The sequence below is a fragment of the Bradyrhizobium yuanmingense genome (assembly GCF_029167105.1).
Lineage (GTDB): Bacteria > Pseudomonadota > Alphaproteobacteria > Rhizobiales > Xanthobacteraceae > Bradyrhizobium > Bradyrhizobium yuanmingense_A.
Map to the genome: position 1 here is coordinate 75,914 of NZ_JARFML010000033.1, position 14,178 is coordinate 90,091.

Sequence of the window (14,178 nt, forward strand, 5' to 3'; positions counted from 1 at the left end):
CTTTCGTTACATCCCGTTCGTCATCGAATCGATGTCGTGAGGCTATTGTGGTCACAAAAGAGCGAGCCGGGTATCCCCGGCTCGCGGTCTGAGGACGTCCTGTTCGGGGATGAAACAGGACCGCGCGGTGTTACGTCGCCGGCATCAGCACGGTATCGACCACATGGATCACGCCGTTCGACTGGTTGACGTTGGTGATCGTCACCATCGAGGTGCCGCCCTTGGCGTCGACGATCCAGACCTTGCCGTCCATTTTCTTCACCGTCAGCTCCTCGCCTTCGGCGGTCTTCAGCTTCTTGCCGTCGGTGAGGTCGGAAGCCGCGAGCTTGCCGGGCACGACATGGTAGGTGAGGATCTTGGTCAGCGTTGCCTTGTTCTCGGGCTTGACCAGGTTGTCGACGGTGCCGGCCGGCAGCTTGCCGAAGGCGGCGTTGGTCGGCGCGAACACCGTGAACGGGCCCTTGCCTTCGAGCGTCGGCACCAGGCCGGCCGCCTTCACCGCCGCCACCAGCGTGGTGTGATCCTTGGAGTTGACCGCGTTCTGGACGATGTTCTTGGACGGGTACATCGCGGCGCCGCCGACCATGACAGTCTTTTCCTCGGCACTGGCGGGCGCGACCACGGTCGCGGTGAGGGCCAGGGCGCTGAAGGCGGCGGCAGCGAGATAGGCAATGCGCTTCGACATGAGGGAGTCTCCCGATTGAATTGAGACCGGCGATGGCCGGCGTTGAGCTGAGCAACAACGGCGCCTGCGACAGTTGAGGGTGATGCAGCAGTGCCGTCGTTGAACCGAACTACGGGAGGGTTTCAGGTGCGGTTTCGGGGAAAAATTCTTTGTGATGGGTGAAACTATCGGCGGGGATGTTCGTGGGGGCGAACCTCTCGCGCTCCACGAGATGGCCACTCCGAGACTTCGCCAAACTACTCCCTGTGGTTATGGGTCCCGGGTTCGCGACTGCGTCGCGCCCCGGGACGACGAGGAGATTCTGCCGCGCGGTCTCTACGCCTCAATCCCTGTTGTTCGGGGTCTGAATAAACCCGCGATTATGCGTCGGGCTGATCAGCACTTCGTTGATGCAGACCCGCGCCGGCATGCTCGCGATGAAGGCGATGGTGCGGCCGAGATCTTCGGGCTGCAGCATCTTCGCCTGCTCGGCTTCGCTCGGCACCACCGGGCGCAGCTTCAGGATCGGCGTCGCCACCTCGCCCGGCATCAGGCAGCAGGCGCGCAGGCCGTTGACGCATTCGTCCATGTTGAAGGAATGGGTCAGCGCCAGCACCGCGTGCTTGGTGGTGGTGTAGGCCGGGCCCGGCATCTTCGAGACGTGACGGCCGGCCCAGGACGAGACGTTGATGATGGAACCGTCCTGCTGCTGGCGCATCGTCGGCAGCACGGCGCGCATGCAATAAAGCGCGCCGTTGAGATTGACCTGGACCAGTCTGTCCCAGCCCTCCAGCTCCATGTCCTTCCAGCTGCGCTTGGGGACATTGATGCCGGCATTGTTGACGAGCAGGTCGATGCGTCCGTGCTTCGCGACGATCTGATCGGCCGCCTTCTGAGCTGCGGCCGCGTTGGCGACGTCGAGCGCAATGGCCTCGGCCGCCCCACCGTCCCCCGTGATCTTCGCCACCACGGCATCGAGGGCTGACTGCCGCCGGCCCGAGACCACCACCGTCCAGCCGTCGGCAGCTAACGCCTCGGCGCCGGCCTCCCCGATTCCGCTGCCACCACCCGTGACCCAGGCCACGCGTTTCCCGTTTTTTGACATGCAAACTGTCTCCGTTGCTTCATCGGGGCGGTTTTTGCTAATCCAGCCCTCGGTTTTGACCGGCCTATGCCGGCGAGGAATGTTGCATGAACCAAGCTGCCAACGCCAACCTGTTTTCCCGCCTGTTCGAGGGCCTCGCCGATCCGAAGCAGCTCGCGATCGAGACGCATGACGGCGCCCATATCAGCTATGGCGACCTGATCGCGCACGCGGGCCAGATGGCGAACGTGCTGGTCGCGCGCGGCGTGAAGCCGGGCGACCGCGTCGCGGTACAGGTGGAGAAGTCGGTCGCCAACATCGTGCTGTATCTCGGCACGGTGCGCGCCGGCGCGGTCTATCTGCCGCTGAACACGGCCTATACGCTGAACGAGCTCGACTATTTCATCGGCGATGCCGAGCCGTCGCTCGTGATCTGCGATCCCTCCAAGGCGGAAGGGCTCGCGCCCATCGCCGCCAAGGTGAAGGCGACGGTCGAGACGCTCGGGGCGGACGGCAAGGGCTCGCTGACGGAGGCCGCTGACAAAGCAAGCCGCGAATTCACGACAGTGCCGCGCGAAGACGACGATCTTGCCGCAATCCTCTACACCTCGGGTACCACCGGCCGCTCCAAGGGCGCGATGCTGACGCATGACAATCTCGCGTCCAACTCGCTCTCGCTCGTCGATTATTGGCGCTTCACCGACAAGGACGTCCTGATCCACGCGCTGCCGATCTACCACACCCACGGCCTGTTCGTGGCGACGAACGTGACGCTGTTCGCGCGCGCCTCGATGATCTTCCTGCCGAAGCTCGATCCGGACCTGATCATCAAGCTGATGGCGCGCGCCACGGTGCTGATGGGCGTGCCGACCTTCTACACCCGCCTGCTGCAGAACCCCGCGCTGTCGCATGAGACGACGAAGCACATGCGGCTGTTCATCTCGGGCTCGGCGCCGCTGCTTGCCGACACCCATCGCGAATGGTCGGCGCGCACGGGCCATGCCGTGCTCGAGCGCTACGGCATGACCGAAACCAACATGAACACGTCGAACCCGTATGACGGCGAGCGCGTGCCCGGCGCGGTCGGCTTTCCGCTGCCGGGCGTCTCGGTGCGCGTGACCGATCCCGAGACAGGGAAAGAGCTGGCGCGCGACGAGATCGGCATGATCGAGGTGAAGGGGCCGAACGTCTTCAAGGGCTATTGGCGCATGCCGGAGAAGACCAAGGCCGAATTCCGGCCCGACGGCTTCTTCATCACCGGCGACCTCGGCAAGATCGACGGCAAGGGCTACGTGCACATCCTCGGCCGCGGCAAGGATCTCGTGATTTCCGGCGGCTTCAACGTGTACCCGAAGGAAATCGAGAGCGAGATCGACGCCATGCCCGGCGTGGTCGAATCCGCCGTGATCGGCGTGCCGCATGCCGATTTCGGCGAGGGCGTCACCGCGGTGCTGGTGCGCCAGCCCGGCGCGAGCATCGATGAAGCGGCCGTGCTGAAGGGCCTCGACGGGCGCCTCGCGAAATTCAAGATGCCGAAGCGGGTATTCGTGGTCGACGAGCTGCCGCGCAACACCATGGGCAAGGTGCAGAAGAAGATCTTGCGGGAGACGTACAAGGACATTTACGCGAAGAAGTGAGGGAGCTCCGCTCTGTCGGCGTCGTGCGAGGAGCCCTTGCGACCGAGCAATCCAGGTTGCCTCTGCGGAATGATTCTGGATTGCTTCGCTGCGCTCGCAATGACGGCGCATTTGGCAGCTACAGCCCGCCCACCAGGCTCAGCACAAACCGGCTGCCGACGATCAGCAAATAGCACCCGAACGCGGCCTCCAGCGTGCGCTTGGACATCGCATGCGCGGCTCGCACGCCGAGCGGCGCAGTGACGAGGCTCATCGGCATCACCAGCACGGCGCCGATCAGCGAGACGTAACCGACCGCGATAGATGTAGCCGAGCGCGCCGGGATGGAGATCAACACCACGAGCGCCGGCCATCGGTAGCTCGAGGCGGTCCGATTGGGGGCGGTCGTCACGCCGCGCGGCCCGGCTGGGGTGGGATGCAGGATGCGCATATCCGCCCGCGTTGCGGGAACCGGGGCGCGTTCCGAGACCACGCCGCGTCAACAGCGGGGCCGGTCGCCCGCGGCATCGTTCGTTCGCGAGTTGTGACGCCGGCGGCTCGCGGCGGCTTAGAGGCGTTCCAATAGCGATTTCAATGCGCCGTACGCGCGCGCCAAAGAGATGAATTTGGATTCCTATGTTCGTTGGCGGACCGATAGGCTGGTATACCAAGACCCTGATTGGCCTTGGTTCATCAAGGCCATAGAGCTGAACCACAGTTCGGTTTATGGCGATTTGGTGATTGCGCAGGCCAGATCGACTCCGTAAATAGAGCCCACCTTTCGCGATCCCCGCGCGCCCCATGCTGGGCCGCAACAAACATCAAAAGCCACCCATGACCGCACGGATCGAACGACCGCTTTCGCCGCACATCCAAACCTATCGCTGGACGCTGACGATGGCTCTATCCATCGTGCACCGCGCCACCGGTATCGCCCTTTACGTCGGAACCCTGCTGCTGGTCTGGTGGCTGGTTGCCGCGGCCTCCGGCCCGGCCGCCTATGCCCATGTCCAGGCTTTCTCCAGCAGCATCATCGGCCGGCTGATTGTGTTCGGCTACACCTGGGCCCTGATGCACCACATGCTCAGCGGCATCCGGCATTTCGTCTGGGATCTCGGCTACGGCTTCAAGGCCAATGAGCGTGAAGCGCTGACCTGGGGCGCCCTGATCGGCGGCATCGCGCTGACGGTGCTGATCTGGATCATCGCCTATGCGAACGGAGGCGGCCGATGAGCTTCGACGAATCCCACGGCTCTCCGAAGCGTCCCTCGATGCGCACCCCGCTCGGGCGCGTCCGCAATCTCGGCGCCGCGCATTCCGGCACGTCCGATTTCTGGCGCCAGCGCATCACCGGCGTCGCCATGACGCTGCTGATGATCCCCGCGCTGGTGATCATCATGATGCTGCTCGGCCGCAACCAGGTCTATGCGGCGCAGACCCTGAGCTCCATTCCCGTTGCGGTGATCCTGCTGCTCTTCATCTTCGCCAGCGCCTGGCACATGAAGATCGGCATGCAGGTGGTGATCGAGGACTACGTCCATAACGAGAAGCTCAAGCTCACCGCGATCATGCTCAACAATTTCTTCTCGGTCGCCGTGGCGCTCGCCTCGACCTACGCGATCCTGAAGCTTTCTTCCGGAGTGTAACCCATGGCCGCTGAGACCAATGGCAAGGGCAACGGCGCTCCCGCCAGCAACGGAAAAGCCTATCCGATCGAAGACCACACCTATGACGTCGTCGTGGTGGGCGCCGGCGGCGCCGGCCTGCGCGCCGTCGTCGGCTGCAGCGAGGCGGGCCTCCGCACTGCCTGCATCACCAAGGTGTTTCCGACCCGTTCGCACACGGTCGCGGCGCAGGGCGGCATCTCCGCTTCGCTCGGCAACATGCACAAGGACGACTGGCGCTGGCACATGTACGACACCGTGAAGGGGTCGGACTGGCTCGGGGACCAGGACGCGATCGAATACATGGTGCGCAATGCGCCCGACGCGGTCTACGAGCTCGAGCACTGGGGCGTGCCGTTCTCGCGCACCGAGGACGGCAAGATCTACCAGCGTCCGTTCGGCGGCATGACCACCGAGTTCGGCAAGGCCCAGGCGCAGCGCACCTGCGCCGCCGCCGACCGCACCGGCCACGCCATGCTGCACACGATGTACGGCCAGTCGCTGCGCCACGCGGCTGAGTTCTTCATCGAGTTCTTCGCCATCGACCTGATCATGGACGACCAGGGCACCTGCCGCGGCGTCATCGCGCTCAAGCTCGACGACGGCACGCTGCACCGTTTCCGCGCCCAGACCACGATCCTGGCGACCGGCGGCTACGGCCGCGCCTATGCCTCCTGCACCTCGGCGCATACCTGCACCGGCGACGGCGGCGGCATGGTGCTGCGCGCCGGCCTGCCGATGCAGGACATGGAGTTCGTGCAGTTCCACCCGACCGGCATCTACGGCTCGGGCTGTCTCGTCACCGAGGGTGCGCGCGGCGAAGGCGGCTATCTCGTCAACGCCGAAGGCGAGCGCTTCATGGAGCGCTATGCGCCGTCGGCCAAGGACCTCGCTTCGCGCGACGTGGTCTCGCGCGCGATGACCATCGAGATCCGCGAGGGACGCGGCGTCGGCAAGAAGAAGGACCACATCTTCCTGCATCTCGACCATCTCGATCCCGCCGTGCTCGCCGAGCGCCTGCCGGGCATCTCGGAATCGGCCAAGATCTTCGCCAATGTCGACGTGACGCGCGAGCCGATCCCGATCGTGCCGACCGTGCATTACAACATGGGCGGCATCCCCACGAACTATCACGGCGAGGTGTTGACCAAGAAGGACGGCGACGACAACGCGGTAATCCCCGGCCTGATGGCGATCGGCGAAGCCGCCTGTGTCTCCGTGCACGGCGCCAACCGCCTCGGCTCCAACTCGCTGATCGACCTCGTCGTGTTCGGCCGCGCCGCCGCGCTTCGCCTCGCCGAAAAGCTCACGCCCAACGCCAAGCAGCCCGAGCTGCCGGCGAACTCGGCCGAGATGGCGCTCGGCCGCCTCGACCATTACCGCTACGCCTCAGGCGGCACCCCGACCGCGAAGCTGCGCGAAGGCATGCAGCACGTGATGCAGAACAATTGCGCGGTGTTCCGCACCGGCGAAGTGCTGAGCGAAGGCCAGAACCTGATCGCGAAGGTCCACAGCGGCATCACCGACATCGCCGTATCCGACCGCTCGCTGGTGTGGAATTCGGACCTCGTCGAGACGCTGGAATTCGACAACTTGATCTCGCAGGCGGTGGTGACGATGAACTCGGCCGCCAACCGCACCGAGAGCCGCGGCGCCCATGCCCGCGAGGACTTCTCCGAGCGGGACGACAAGAACTGGATGAAGCACACGCTGGCCTGGCTGGACGATGCCGGCAAGGTCAGGATCGAGTATCGCCCGGTTCACAACTACACCATGACCAACGACGTGCAGTACATCCCGCCGAAGGCGCGCGTGTATTGATCAAGACTCGTCATGCGCGGGCCTGACCCGCGCATCCATCTTTCGAAAAAGGATGGATTGCCGGGTCAAGCCCGGCAATGACGACGAAAACCAGAGGCAGGACTTATGGTTGAATTCGCACTTCCGAAGAACTCCAAGATCACTGGCGGCAAGACCTGGCCGAAGCCCCCGGGCGCGACCGAGCTCCGCGAGTTCAAGGTCTATCGCTGGAATCCGGACGACGGCAAGAATCCGAGCGTCGATACCTATTACATCGACACCAATGATTGCGGCCCGATGGTGCTGGACGGCCTGATCTGGATCAAGAACCACATCGACCCGTCGCTGACCTTCCGCCGCTCCTGCCGTGAAGGCGTCTGCGGCTCCTGCGCGATGAACATCGACGGCCAGAACACGCTGGCCTGCACCAAGTCGATGCACGACGTGAAGGACGGCGCGGTGAAGATCAACCCGCTGCCGCATCAGCCGGTGGTGAAGGACCTCGTACCCGACCTCACCAATTTCTACGCGCAATACGCCTCTGTGGAGCCCTGGCTGAAGACGACCTCGCCGACCCCGCAGAAGGAGTGGCGTCAGAGCCATGAGGACCGCGAGAAGCTCGACGGCCTCTACGAGTGCATCCTCTGCGCCTGCTGCTCGACCTCCTGCCCGAGCTATTGGTGGAACAGCGAACGCTATCTCGGCCCCGCCGCGCTGCTCCAGGCCAACCGCTGGGTCTCGGATTCGCGCGACGAGGCCACCGGCGAGCGGCTCGACAATCTCGAGGACCCGTTCCGGCTCTACCGCTGCCACACCATCATGAACTGCGCCAAGGCCTGCCCGAAGGGCCTCAACCCGGCCGAAGCCATCGCCGAGCTGAAGCTCAAGATGGTCGAACGCCAGATCTGAGGCGAAGTCCCTCTTCCGCCCCGGCCAAACCGGCCGGGGTGTTCTGCATTTGCCGTCAATTCGAGCAGAATTTTTCTCTGACCCGCTCGACGCGCAAATTTCCGGCTCGCAACCAGCGGTTCCAGCACAAGCTGCTTCCTTCCTTGCGCGAGATTCAGTTAAGCTCCCGTCAGGGACGGAGCGACTGTGCAGAGGGCGCAACGCAACTCGCTGAGGCTGTTGCAGTGGATGATGGCGGCATCCCTGGCGCTGCCGATTGGGCTGTTCACCGTCGCCGCCGCGATCTCCTACACATCGACCAACGATACTGCCGACCGCGAGATCGAGCGCACGGTCGACGTCGCGCATGAGCACGCGCTCAAGGTCTTCGAGACCATCGACCGCAGCCTCGCCGAGCTCAACGAGGTGGTGCGCGGCCTGCCCGACGACATCATCCGCGACCGGGAGCCGACGCTGCATCGCCGGCTGAAGCGGCTGACCGATTCGCTGCCGCAGCTCAAATCGGCCTGGATCTTCGATGCGAACGGAAAGGCGCTGGTCAACAGTCTCGTCTCGCCGCCGCCGGACCTGAGCTTTGCCGACCGCGATTACTTCTATGCCCATGTCGACCAGAGCATCGGCAGGTTCATCGGCACGGCGCTGACGCCACGACCGCCCTATCAAGGCGCCCGCTTCTTCGGGGTCAGCCGCCGCCGCGACTCCGACGACGGCCGCTTCATCGGCGTGATCCAGGCCTCCGTGCTGCCGGAATATTTCGAAAGCTTCTATGCCAGGATCGGCACCGATCCCGGCAGCTTCTTCGCGATGGGGCGCACCGACGGCGCAATGCTCGCGCATTTTCCCCGGCTCGACCACGAGCTTCGGCTCGATCCGACTGGACCGGTGGGCCAGAAGATCGCGACCCAGCCCGTGCACGGCCTCATCACGGTCGCCTGGCCCTCGGACGGGATCGAGCGGCGCATCGCCTACCGGCGCGTCGCCGAATATCCGATCTATGTCAGCGCCGGGCTGGAGACCTCTGCGATCCGCGCACGCTGGCTCGCCACCATCGGCCAGCATCTGGTGTTCGGCATTCCCGCCACCGCGCTGCTGTTCCTGCTGCTGGCGCTCGCTCTGCGGCGCACCCAGCACCTTCAGGCCGAAGCTGCAAAGCGGCGCGAGGCCGAGGAGGCGCTCAAGCACAGCCAGCGCCTGGAAGCGCTCGGCCAGCTCACCGGCGGCGTCGCGCATGACTTCAACAACCTCCTGACGGTGATCCGCGCTTCGGTCGATCTCTTGAACCGTCCGCAGCTGACGGAGGAGCGGCGACAGCGCTACATCACGGCCATTGCCGATTCGGTGGCGCGTGCGGCCAAGCTGACTTCGCAACTGCTCGCCTTTGCGCGGCGCCAGACCCTCAAGCCGGAAGTGTTCGACGCCGGCGCACGGGTGCAGTCGCTGCACGACATGCTCGCCACGCTGCTGGGCCCCGCGATCGAGATCGTCATGCAGCTGCCGGCGGAGCCGTGCCTCGTCAATGCCGATGCCAGCCAGTTCGAGACGGCGCTGATCAACATGGCGACCAATGCGCGCGATGCCATGCAGGGCCAGGGGCGAATCGTTTTCAAGGTCGAGGCCACGACGACCGTTCCGGACGCGCTGGTGCAGCTTTCGGCCAGCCCGGACCACGGCTTCGTCCGCGTCACCGTCAGCGACACCGGCGTCGGCATTCCCGCAGCGCGGCTCGGGCGCATCTTCGAGCCGTTCTTCACCACCAAGCAGGTCGGCCGCGGCACCGGCCTCGGCCTGTCCCAGGTGTTCGGCTTCGCCCGACAATCCGGCGGCGAGGTGACCGTGTCGAGCGAGGTGGGGCACGGCAGCACCTTCTCGCTCTATCTGCCGCGCGTGCCGCCGGGCCTGCTGCCGCAGCGCCAAGCGCCCAGCACGGCGCCGGCGGTGGCCGGCAGCGGCATGTCGGTGCTGGTGGTCGAGGACAATATCGAGCTGGCCAATTTCGCCGCCGACGGGCTCACCGAACTCGGATACAGCATCACGCTGGTCGACAACGCGACCGACGCGCTCGCCGAGCTCGTGGTGGACGCCGATCGCTTCGATGTCGTGTTCTCGGACGTGGTGATGCCCGGGATGACCGGGCTCGAGCTGGCGCAGGCGATCCGCGAACGCGGCATCGGTGTGCCGGTCGTGCTGACCACCGGCTACAGCCAGGCCCTGGCGCAGGAGGGTACCGGCGGCTCCGACCTCGTGCAAAAGCCTTATTCGATCGAGGAATTGTCGCGCGTTCTGCATCGGGCGGCGCGGATCCGGCGCGTCAGGGACGGCGCCGCCGAATAGGGGTCGCGGAACCTCGCGGGAACCGGCCGAGTTCCCTTGGCGTTGTCCGGTCATGTACAAGCCGGCCGCGACGCGTGAACAGGGCAAGAAGCCGCCCATCGTCAATATCCAGGGCGAGAACGGCGATGAAGTGACACCGCCGCCGCCCGAGCTGGTCGAACCCGACCCCGAATTGTCACCCGAGGAAGCCGAGCAGGTCCGCAAGGATTATCTGCTGACACGGTTCTGGATCAGCGCCCGCGGCTTCTGGGGTCGCAACGGCGACCGCCTCGCCTGGCCGTTCTCGATTGGTCTCGGCCTGCTGATCGTGCTGACCGTCGGCTTCCAATACGGCATCAACGTCTGGAATCGCGCGATCTTCGATGCCATCGAGAAGCGCGATGCAGCGAGCGTCTTCCATCTCACCGCAATGTTCTTCCCGCTCGCGATCGGCAGCATCGTGCTCGCAGTCGTGCAGGTGTTCGCGCGCATGGGCATCCAGCGGCGCTGGCGCGCCTGGCTGGCGTCGAGCGTGCTGACACGGTGGCTCAAGAACGGGCGCTACTATCAGCTCAACCTTGTCGGCGGCGATCACAAGAATCCGGAATACCGGATCGCGGAGGATCTGCGAATTGCGACCGACTCCCCCGTCGACTTCCTCGCCGGCGTGACGTCGGCGCTGCTGTCGGCCGCGACCTTCATCGTCGTGCTCTGGACCATCGGCGGGGCACTTACCGTCACGCTCGGCGGTTCGTCGGTGACCATTCCGGGCTTCCTGGTGATCGCCGCGATGCTCTACGCCGCGATCGCCTCCAGCTCGATCCTGGTAATAGGCCGCCGCTTCGTGCAGGTCTCCGAGGGCAAGAACCAGGCCGAAGCCGACTTCCGCTACACCCTGACGCGCGTGCGCGAGAACGGCGAGAGCATCGCCCTGCTCGGCGGCGAGGAGGAGGAGCGCGATGGCATCGATCGCAACTTCACCAACGTGCTGCGGCAATGGGCGCGGCTCGCCGGCCAGCACATGCGCACCACGCTGGTGTCGCAAGGATCGAGCCTCGTCGCACCGGTCGTGCCGCTTCTGCTCTGCGCGCCAAAATTCCTCGACGGCAGCATGACGCTGGGCCAGGTGATGCAGGCCGCGTCCGCCTTCACCATCGTGCAGAGCGCGTTCGGCTGGCTGGTCGACAATTATCCGCGGCTCGCCGACTGGAACGCCTGTGCGCGCCGCATCGCCTCGCTGATGATGTCGCTCGACGGCCTCGAGCGCGCCGAGCAGGGCGATGGCCTCGGCCGCATCAAGCGCGGCGAAACCAGCAATGAGGCCATGCTGGAGCTGAAGGATCTCTCGGTCACGCTCGACGACGGCACCGCCGTGGTCGGCGAGACCGAAGTGGTGATCGAGCCCGGCGAGCGGCTCCTGGTCGCCGGCGAATCCGGCACCGGCAAGAGCACGCTGGTGCGCGCCATCGCCGGCCTGTGGCCGTGGGGCGGCGGCAGCGTCAATTTCCATCCCGATCGCCGGCTGTTCATGCTGCCGCAGCGGCCCTATGTGCCCTCCGGCTCCTTGCGGCGGGCGGTCGCCTATCCCGGCGCGGCCGACCACTGGACGTTGGACGAAATCGGCGAAGCCCTGCACAAGGTGGGCCTCGATCATCTCAAGGAGAAGATCGAGGAGGAAGCACCGTGGGACCAGACCTTGTCAGGCGGCGAGAAGCAGCGCCTCGCTTTTGCGCGGCTGCTGCTGCACAACCCCGACATCGTCGTGCTCGATGAGGCGACCTCGGCGCTCGACGAGAAGAGCCAGGACAAGATGATGCAGATCATCACCGAGGCGCTGCCGAAGGCGACCATCGTCAGCGTCGCCCATCGCGCCGAGCTGGAGGCTTTCCACAGCCGCAAGATCGTGCTGGAGCGGCGCAAGGGCGGCGCCAAGCTCGTCAGCGATATCGACCTGATTCCGCGCAAGGGCCGGCGCCGGCTGCTCGGGCGGTTCTTGCGGCAGCGCAAGGCGCCAAAGAAGGCGGCGTGAGGCTCTCTCCGTCGTCCCGGACAAGCGCCCGCAGAGCCGGGACGACACCTGTGATCGAGCGTTGGAGTCCTCGGTAAAACCGGTTATGCATGCGCCGCCTGCAACGAGGATCTGCTGCTTGACGTCCGACAATGCCCCTTCGCCCGCGCCGTTTGGTGCGTTTGCGCCCAATGCGGCGCAGGCTGCGATCATCCGCCTCGCTCAACGGTCGGGGCTGAAGCGCGGCGCGTTCCGGCCGTGGATGTCGCGGCTGGTCAATCTGGTGCGCAGTGGCCCGGTCGACGTGCAATATCAGGGCGCCTCGTTCCGCTTCCATCACCAGGGCAGCGCGACCGAGCGCGGCGCGCTGTTCAATCCTGACTACAATCTCGACGAGCTCGACTTCCTGCGCCAGCACACCCCTGCGGGCGGCACGTTCGTCGATGTCGGCGCCAATGTCGGCACTTTCGCACTGGTGATGGCGCATCAGGTCGGGCCATCCGGACAAGTGGTGGCGATCGAGCCGCATCCGCTGACCTTCGGACGGCTCTCGTTCAACCACGCCGCATCGAAGACGCCGCAGGTGCGCCTGGTGCAGGTCGCCGCGGGCGAGCGCGACGGCGAGCTGATGATCGAGAGCGGCGGCGGCAACCTCGGCGCCACCCATGTCGTCACCGGCACGGCCAGTGCCGAGGCCATCAAGGTGCCGTCGCTGCGCCTGGTGCGCATTCTGGAGGAGGCCGGCGTCGGCCAGGTCGATTCGCTGAAGATCGACGTCGAGGGCTTTGAGGACCGCGTGCTGATCGGCTTCTTCCGCGACGCGCCGCAATCGCTGTGGCCGCGTGCTGTCGTGATCGAGCATCTGTCACAAAACGAATGGCAGCAGGATTGTATTGCCGACATGGTCGGACGCGGCTTTACGATCGCACGCAAGACACGAAGCAATACGTTCCTGTCCCGCTGACGGGTACGAACAAGGGAGGTTGCGATGATCGATCATCTGGGATTCTCCGTCTCCGACTATGAGCGCGCCAAGGCGTTCTATGCGAAGGCACTGGCGCCGCTCGGCTACAGCCTGATCATGGAGGTCACTGCCGAGCAGACCGGACACGCTGCGGCTGCAGGCTTCGGTGCCGAGGGCACGCCCGATTTCTGGATCGGGGGCGAAGGCGCGATGAACAAGCCGGTGCATGTCGCCATCCGCGCCAAGGACCGCGCCACAGTCGATGCGTTCTACAAGACGGCGATGGCGGCCGGCGGCCGCGACAACGGCCCGCCCGGCATCCGCCCGCATTATCACGCGAACTATTACGGCGCCTTCGTGCTCGACCCCGACGGCCACAATATCGAAGCGGTCTGCCACACGCCGGAATAATCCGGTCTTCGAAGCGACGTGACGCGGAACATCGGTGCTGCACCTTCGTTGTTGTTCTCTGGACAACGATCCCGATGATGCCGATGCCGATTGAACCGCCCGAGATTCCGCCGTCGACGCCCGGTACGCCAACTGAGCCGCCGCCCGGAATCCCGCCCGGCAATCCGCAGCCCGAAATCACGCCGCCGGTGCGCGAGCCCGGCTCGCCGCCGCGGCCCGACGAATTGCCGGGCCGCATGCCTGAGGAGATCCCATCGCGCGGACCGAACGGGCCGCTCACGCCCAATCCTGCGACGGATGCGATTCCGCCGCGCGATCACGCGTGAAGCGGCGAAGCAATATCAGGCGATTGCCACCAGCGTCTGAATGCGCAATGAACGTTGCCATAGTGAGATGATTTGCGTGCAGAAATAAATCGGGTCGCAGTTGCATCGCCCGCCACAATGCGGCCTAACGCTTAGCCGTTCATCCCGACACTTCGACAAAGAACCTTCCGGGGAAGTTCACCACATGACCAACCTTCGTTTCATGCTGCTTGCGACGACGGCTCTCACCGCGATGCAATTGGCCAACACCGCATCGCATGCGCAAGACGCTGCGCCGTTCGTCGTCGCTCAGGCCCAGCCGCAGGACGCGGGCCCTGACGGAAGACCGACGCAGCCGCCGAAGGGACCGCCTGCGGCCGCGCCGCCCGCAGCACCCGCACGCCCCGCGGCTCCGCCGCCGGCGGCTGCACCGCCCCAGCCGC

Annotated in this window: 12 protein-coding genes and 2 pseudogenes; 11 read left to right on the forward strand and 3 right to left on the reverse strand. The window is 65.4% G+C overall.

Annotated features, from left to right (window positions below):
* Positions 1–130: 130 nt before the first annotated feature.
* Together P0R31_RS31940 and P0R31_RS31945 are read right to left on the reverse strand one after the other, a co-directional pair.
* Positions 131–685 (reverse strand): fasciclin domain-containing protein, encoded by a 555-nt coding sequence (locus P0R31_RS31940; protein ID WP_036024154.1) that lies wholly within the window; start codon positions 683–685, stop codon positions 131–133.
* Between the two features lie 322 nt (positions 686–1,007).
* Positions 1,008–1,769 (reverse strand): SDR family oxidoreductase, encoded by a 762-nt coding sequence (locus P0R31_RS31945; protein ID WP_275518554.1) that lies wholly within the window; start codon positions 1,767–1,769, stop codon positions 1,008–1,010.
* An 86-nt stretch (positions 1,770–1,855) separates the two neighbouring features.
* Between P0R31_RS31945 and P0R31_RS31950 the strand changes: the two genes are divergently transcribed.
* Complete coding sequence (locus tag P0R31_RS31950) at positions 1,856–3,385, forward strand: malonate--CoA ligase (protein WP_275518555.1); 1,530 nt, start codon at positions 1,856–1,858, stop codon at positions 3,383–3,385.
* Positions 3,386–3,503: 118 nt separating this feature from the next.
* Here the strand turns inward: P0R31_RS31950 and P0R31_RS31955 are convergent.
* Positions 3,504–3,683 (reverse strand): annotated as a pseudogene (locus tag P0R31_RS31955) (sulfite exporter TauE/SafE family protein); the annotation flags it as partial.
* A gap of 515 nt (positions 3,684–4,198) precedes the next feature.
* On the opposite strand from P0R31_RS31955, the gene sdhC reads away from it, so the two are divergent.
* The 10 genes and pseudogenes from sdhC to P0R31_RS32005 all read left to right on the forward strand — a co-directional run.
* Complete coding sequence (sdhC, locus tag P0R31_RS31960) at positions 4,199–4,597, forward strand: succinate dehydrogenase, cytochrome b556 subunit (RefSeq protein WP_025033170.1); 399 nt, start codon at positions 4,199–4,201, stop codon at positions 4,595–4,597.
* Entirely contained in the window at positions 4,594–5,010 is a 417-nt protein-coding gene (sdhD, locus tag P0R31_RS31965; RefSeq protein WP_036002745.1) for a succinate dehydrogenase, hydrophobic membrane anchor protein, read from the forward strand. The genes sdhC and sdhD overlap by 4 nt, the downstream gene beginning before the upstream one ends.
* Positions 5,011–5,013: 3 nt before the next feature.
* Positions 5,014–6,849, forward strand: a complete 1,836-nt coding sequence (gene sdhA / locus P0R31_RS31970; protein WP_275518556.1) for a succinate dehydrogenase flavoprotein subunit — start codon at positions 5,014–5,016, stop codon at positions 6,847–6,849.
* Positions 6,850–6,954: 105 nt separating this feature from the next.
* Positions 6,955–7,737 (forward strand): succinate dehydrogenase iron-sulfur subunit, encoded by a 783-nt coding sequence (locus tag P0R31_RS31975; protein ID WP_036002750.1) that lies wholly within the window; start codon positions 6,955–6,957, stop codon positions 7,735–7,737.
* Positions 7,738–7,923: 186 nt separating this feature from the next.
* The gene (locus tag P0R31_RS31980; protein ID WP_275518557.1) at positions 7,924–10,068 is read left to right on the forward strand and encodes a hybrid sensor histidine kinase/response regulator; all 2,145 of its coding nucleotides are present in this window, start codon (positions 7,924–7,926) and stop codon (positions 10,066–10,068) included.
* Positions 10,069–10,120: 52 nt separating this feature from the next.
* On the forward strand, positions 10,121–12,076 hold the full coding sequence (locus P0R31_RS31985) for an ABC transporter ATP-binding protein/permease (RefSeq protein ID WP_275518558.1): 1,956 nt from the start codon (positions 10,121–10,123) through the stop codon (positions 12,074–12,076).
* Between the two features lie 118 nt (positions 12,077–12,194).
* The gene (locus tag P0R31_RS31990; RefSeq protein WP_275518560.1) at positions 12,195–13,019 is read left to right on the forward strand and encodes an FkbM family methyltransferase; all 825 of its coding nucleotides are present in this window, start codon (positions 12,195–12,197) and stop codon (positions 13,017–13,019) included.
* A 24-nt stretch (positions 13,020–13,043) separates the two neighbouring features.
* Entirely contained in the window at positions 13,044–13,430 is a 387-nt protein-coding gene (locus P0R31_RS31995) for a VOC family protein (RefSeq protein ID WP_275518561.1), read from the forward strand.
* Between the two features lie 83 nt (positions 13,431–13,513).
* Entirely contained in the window at positions 13,514–13,756 is a 243-nt protein-coding gene (locus P0R31_RS32000) for a hypothetical protein (RefSeq protein WP_036002774.1), read from the forward strand.
* A 184-nt stretch (positions 13,757–13,940) separates the two neighbouring features.
* Positions 13,941–14,178 (forward strand): annotated as a pseudogene (locus P0R31_RS32005) (OmpA family protein); the annotation flags it as partial.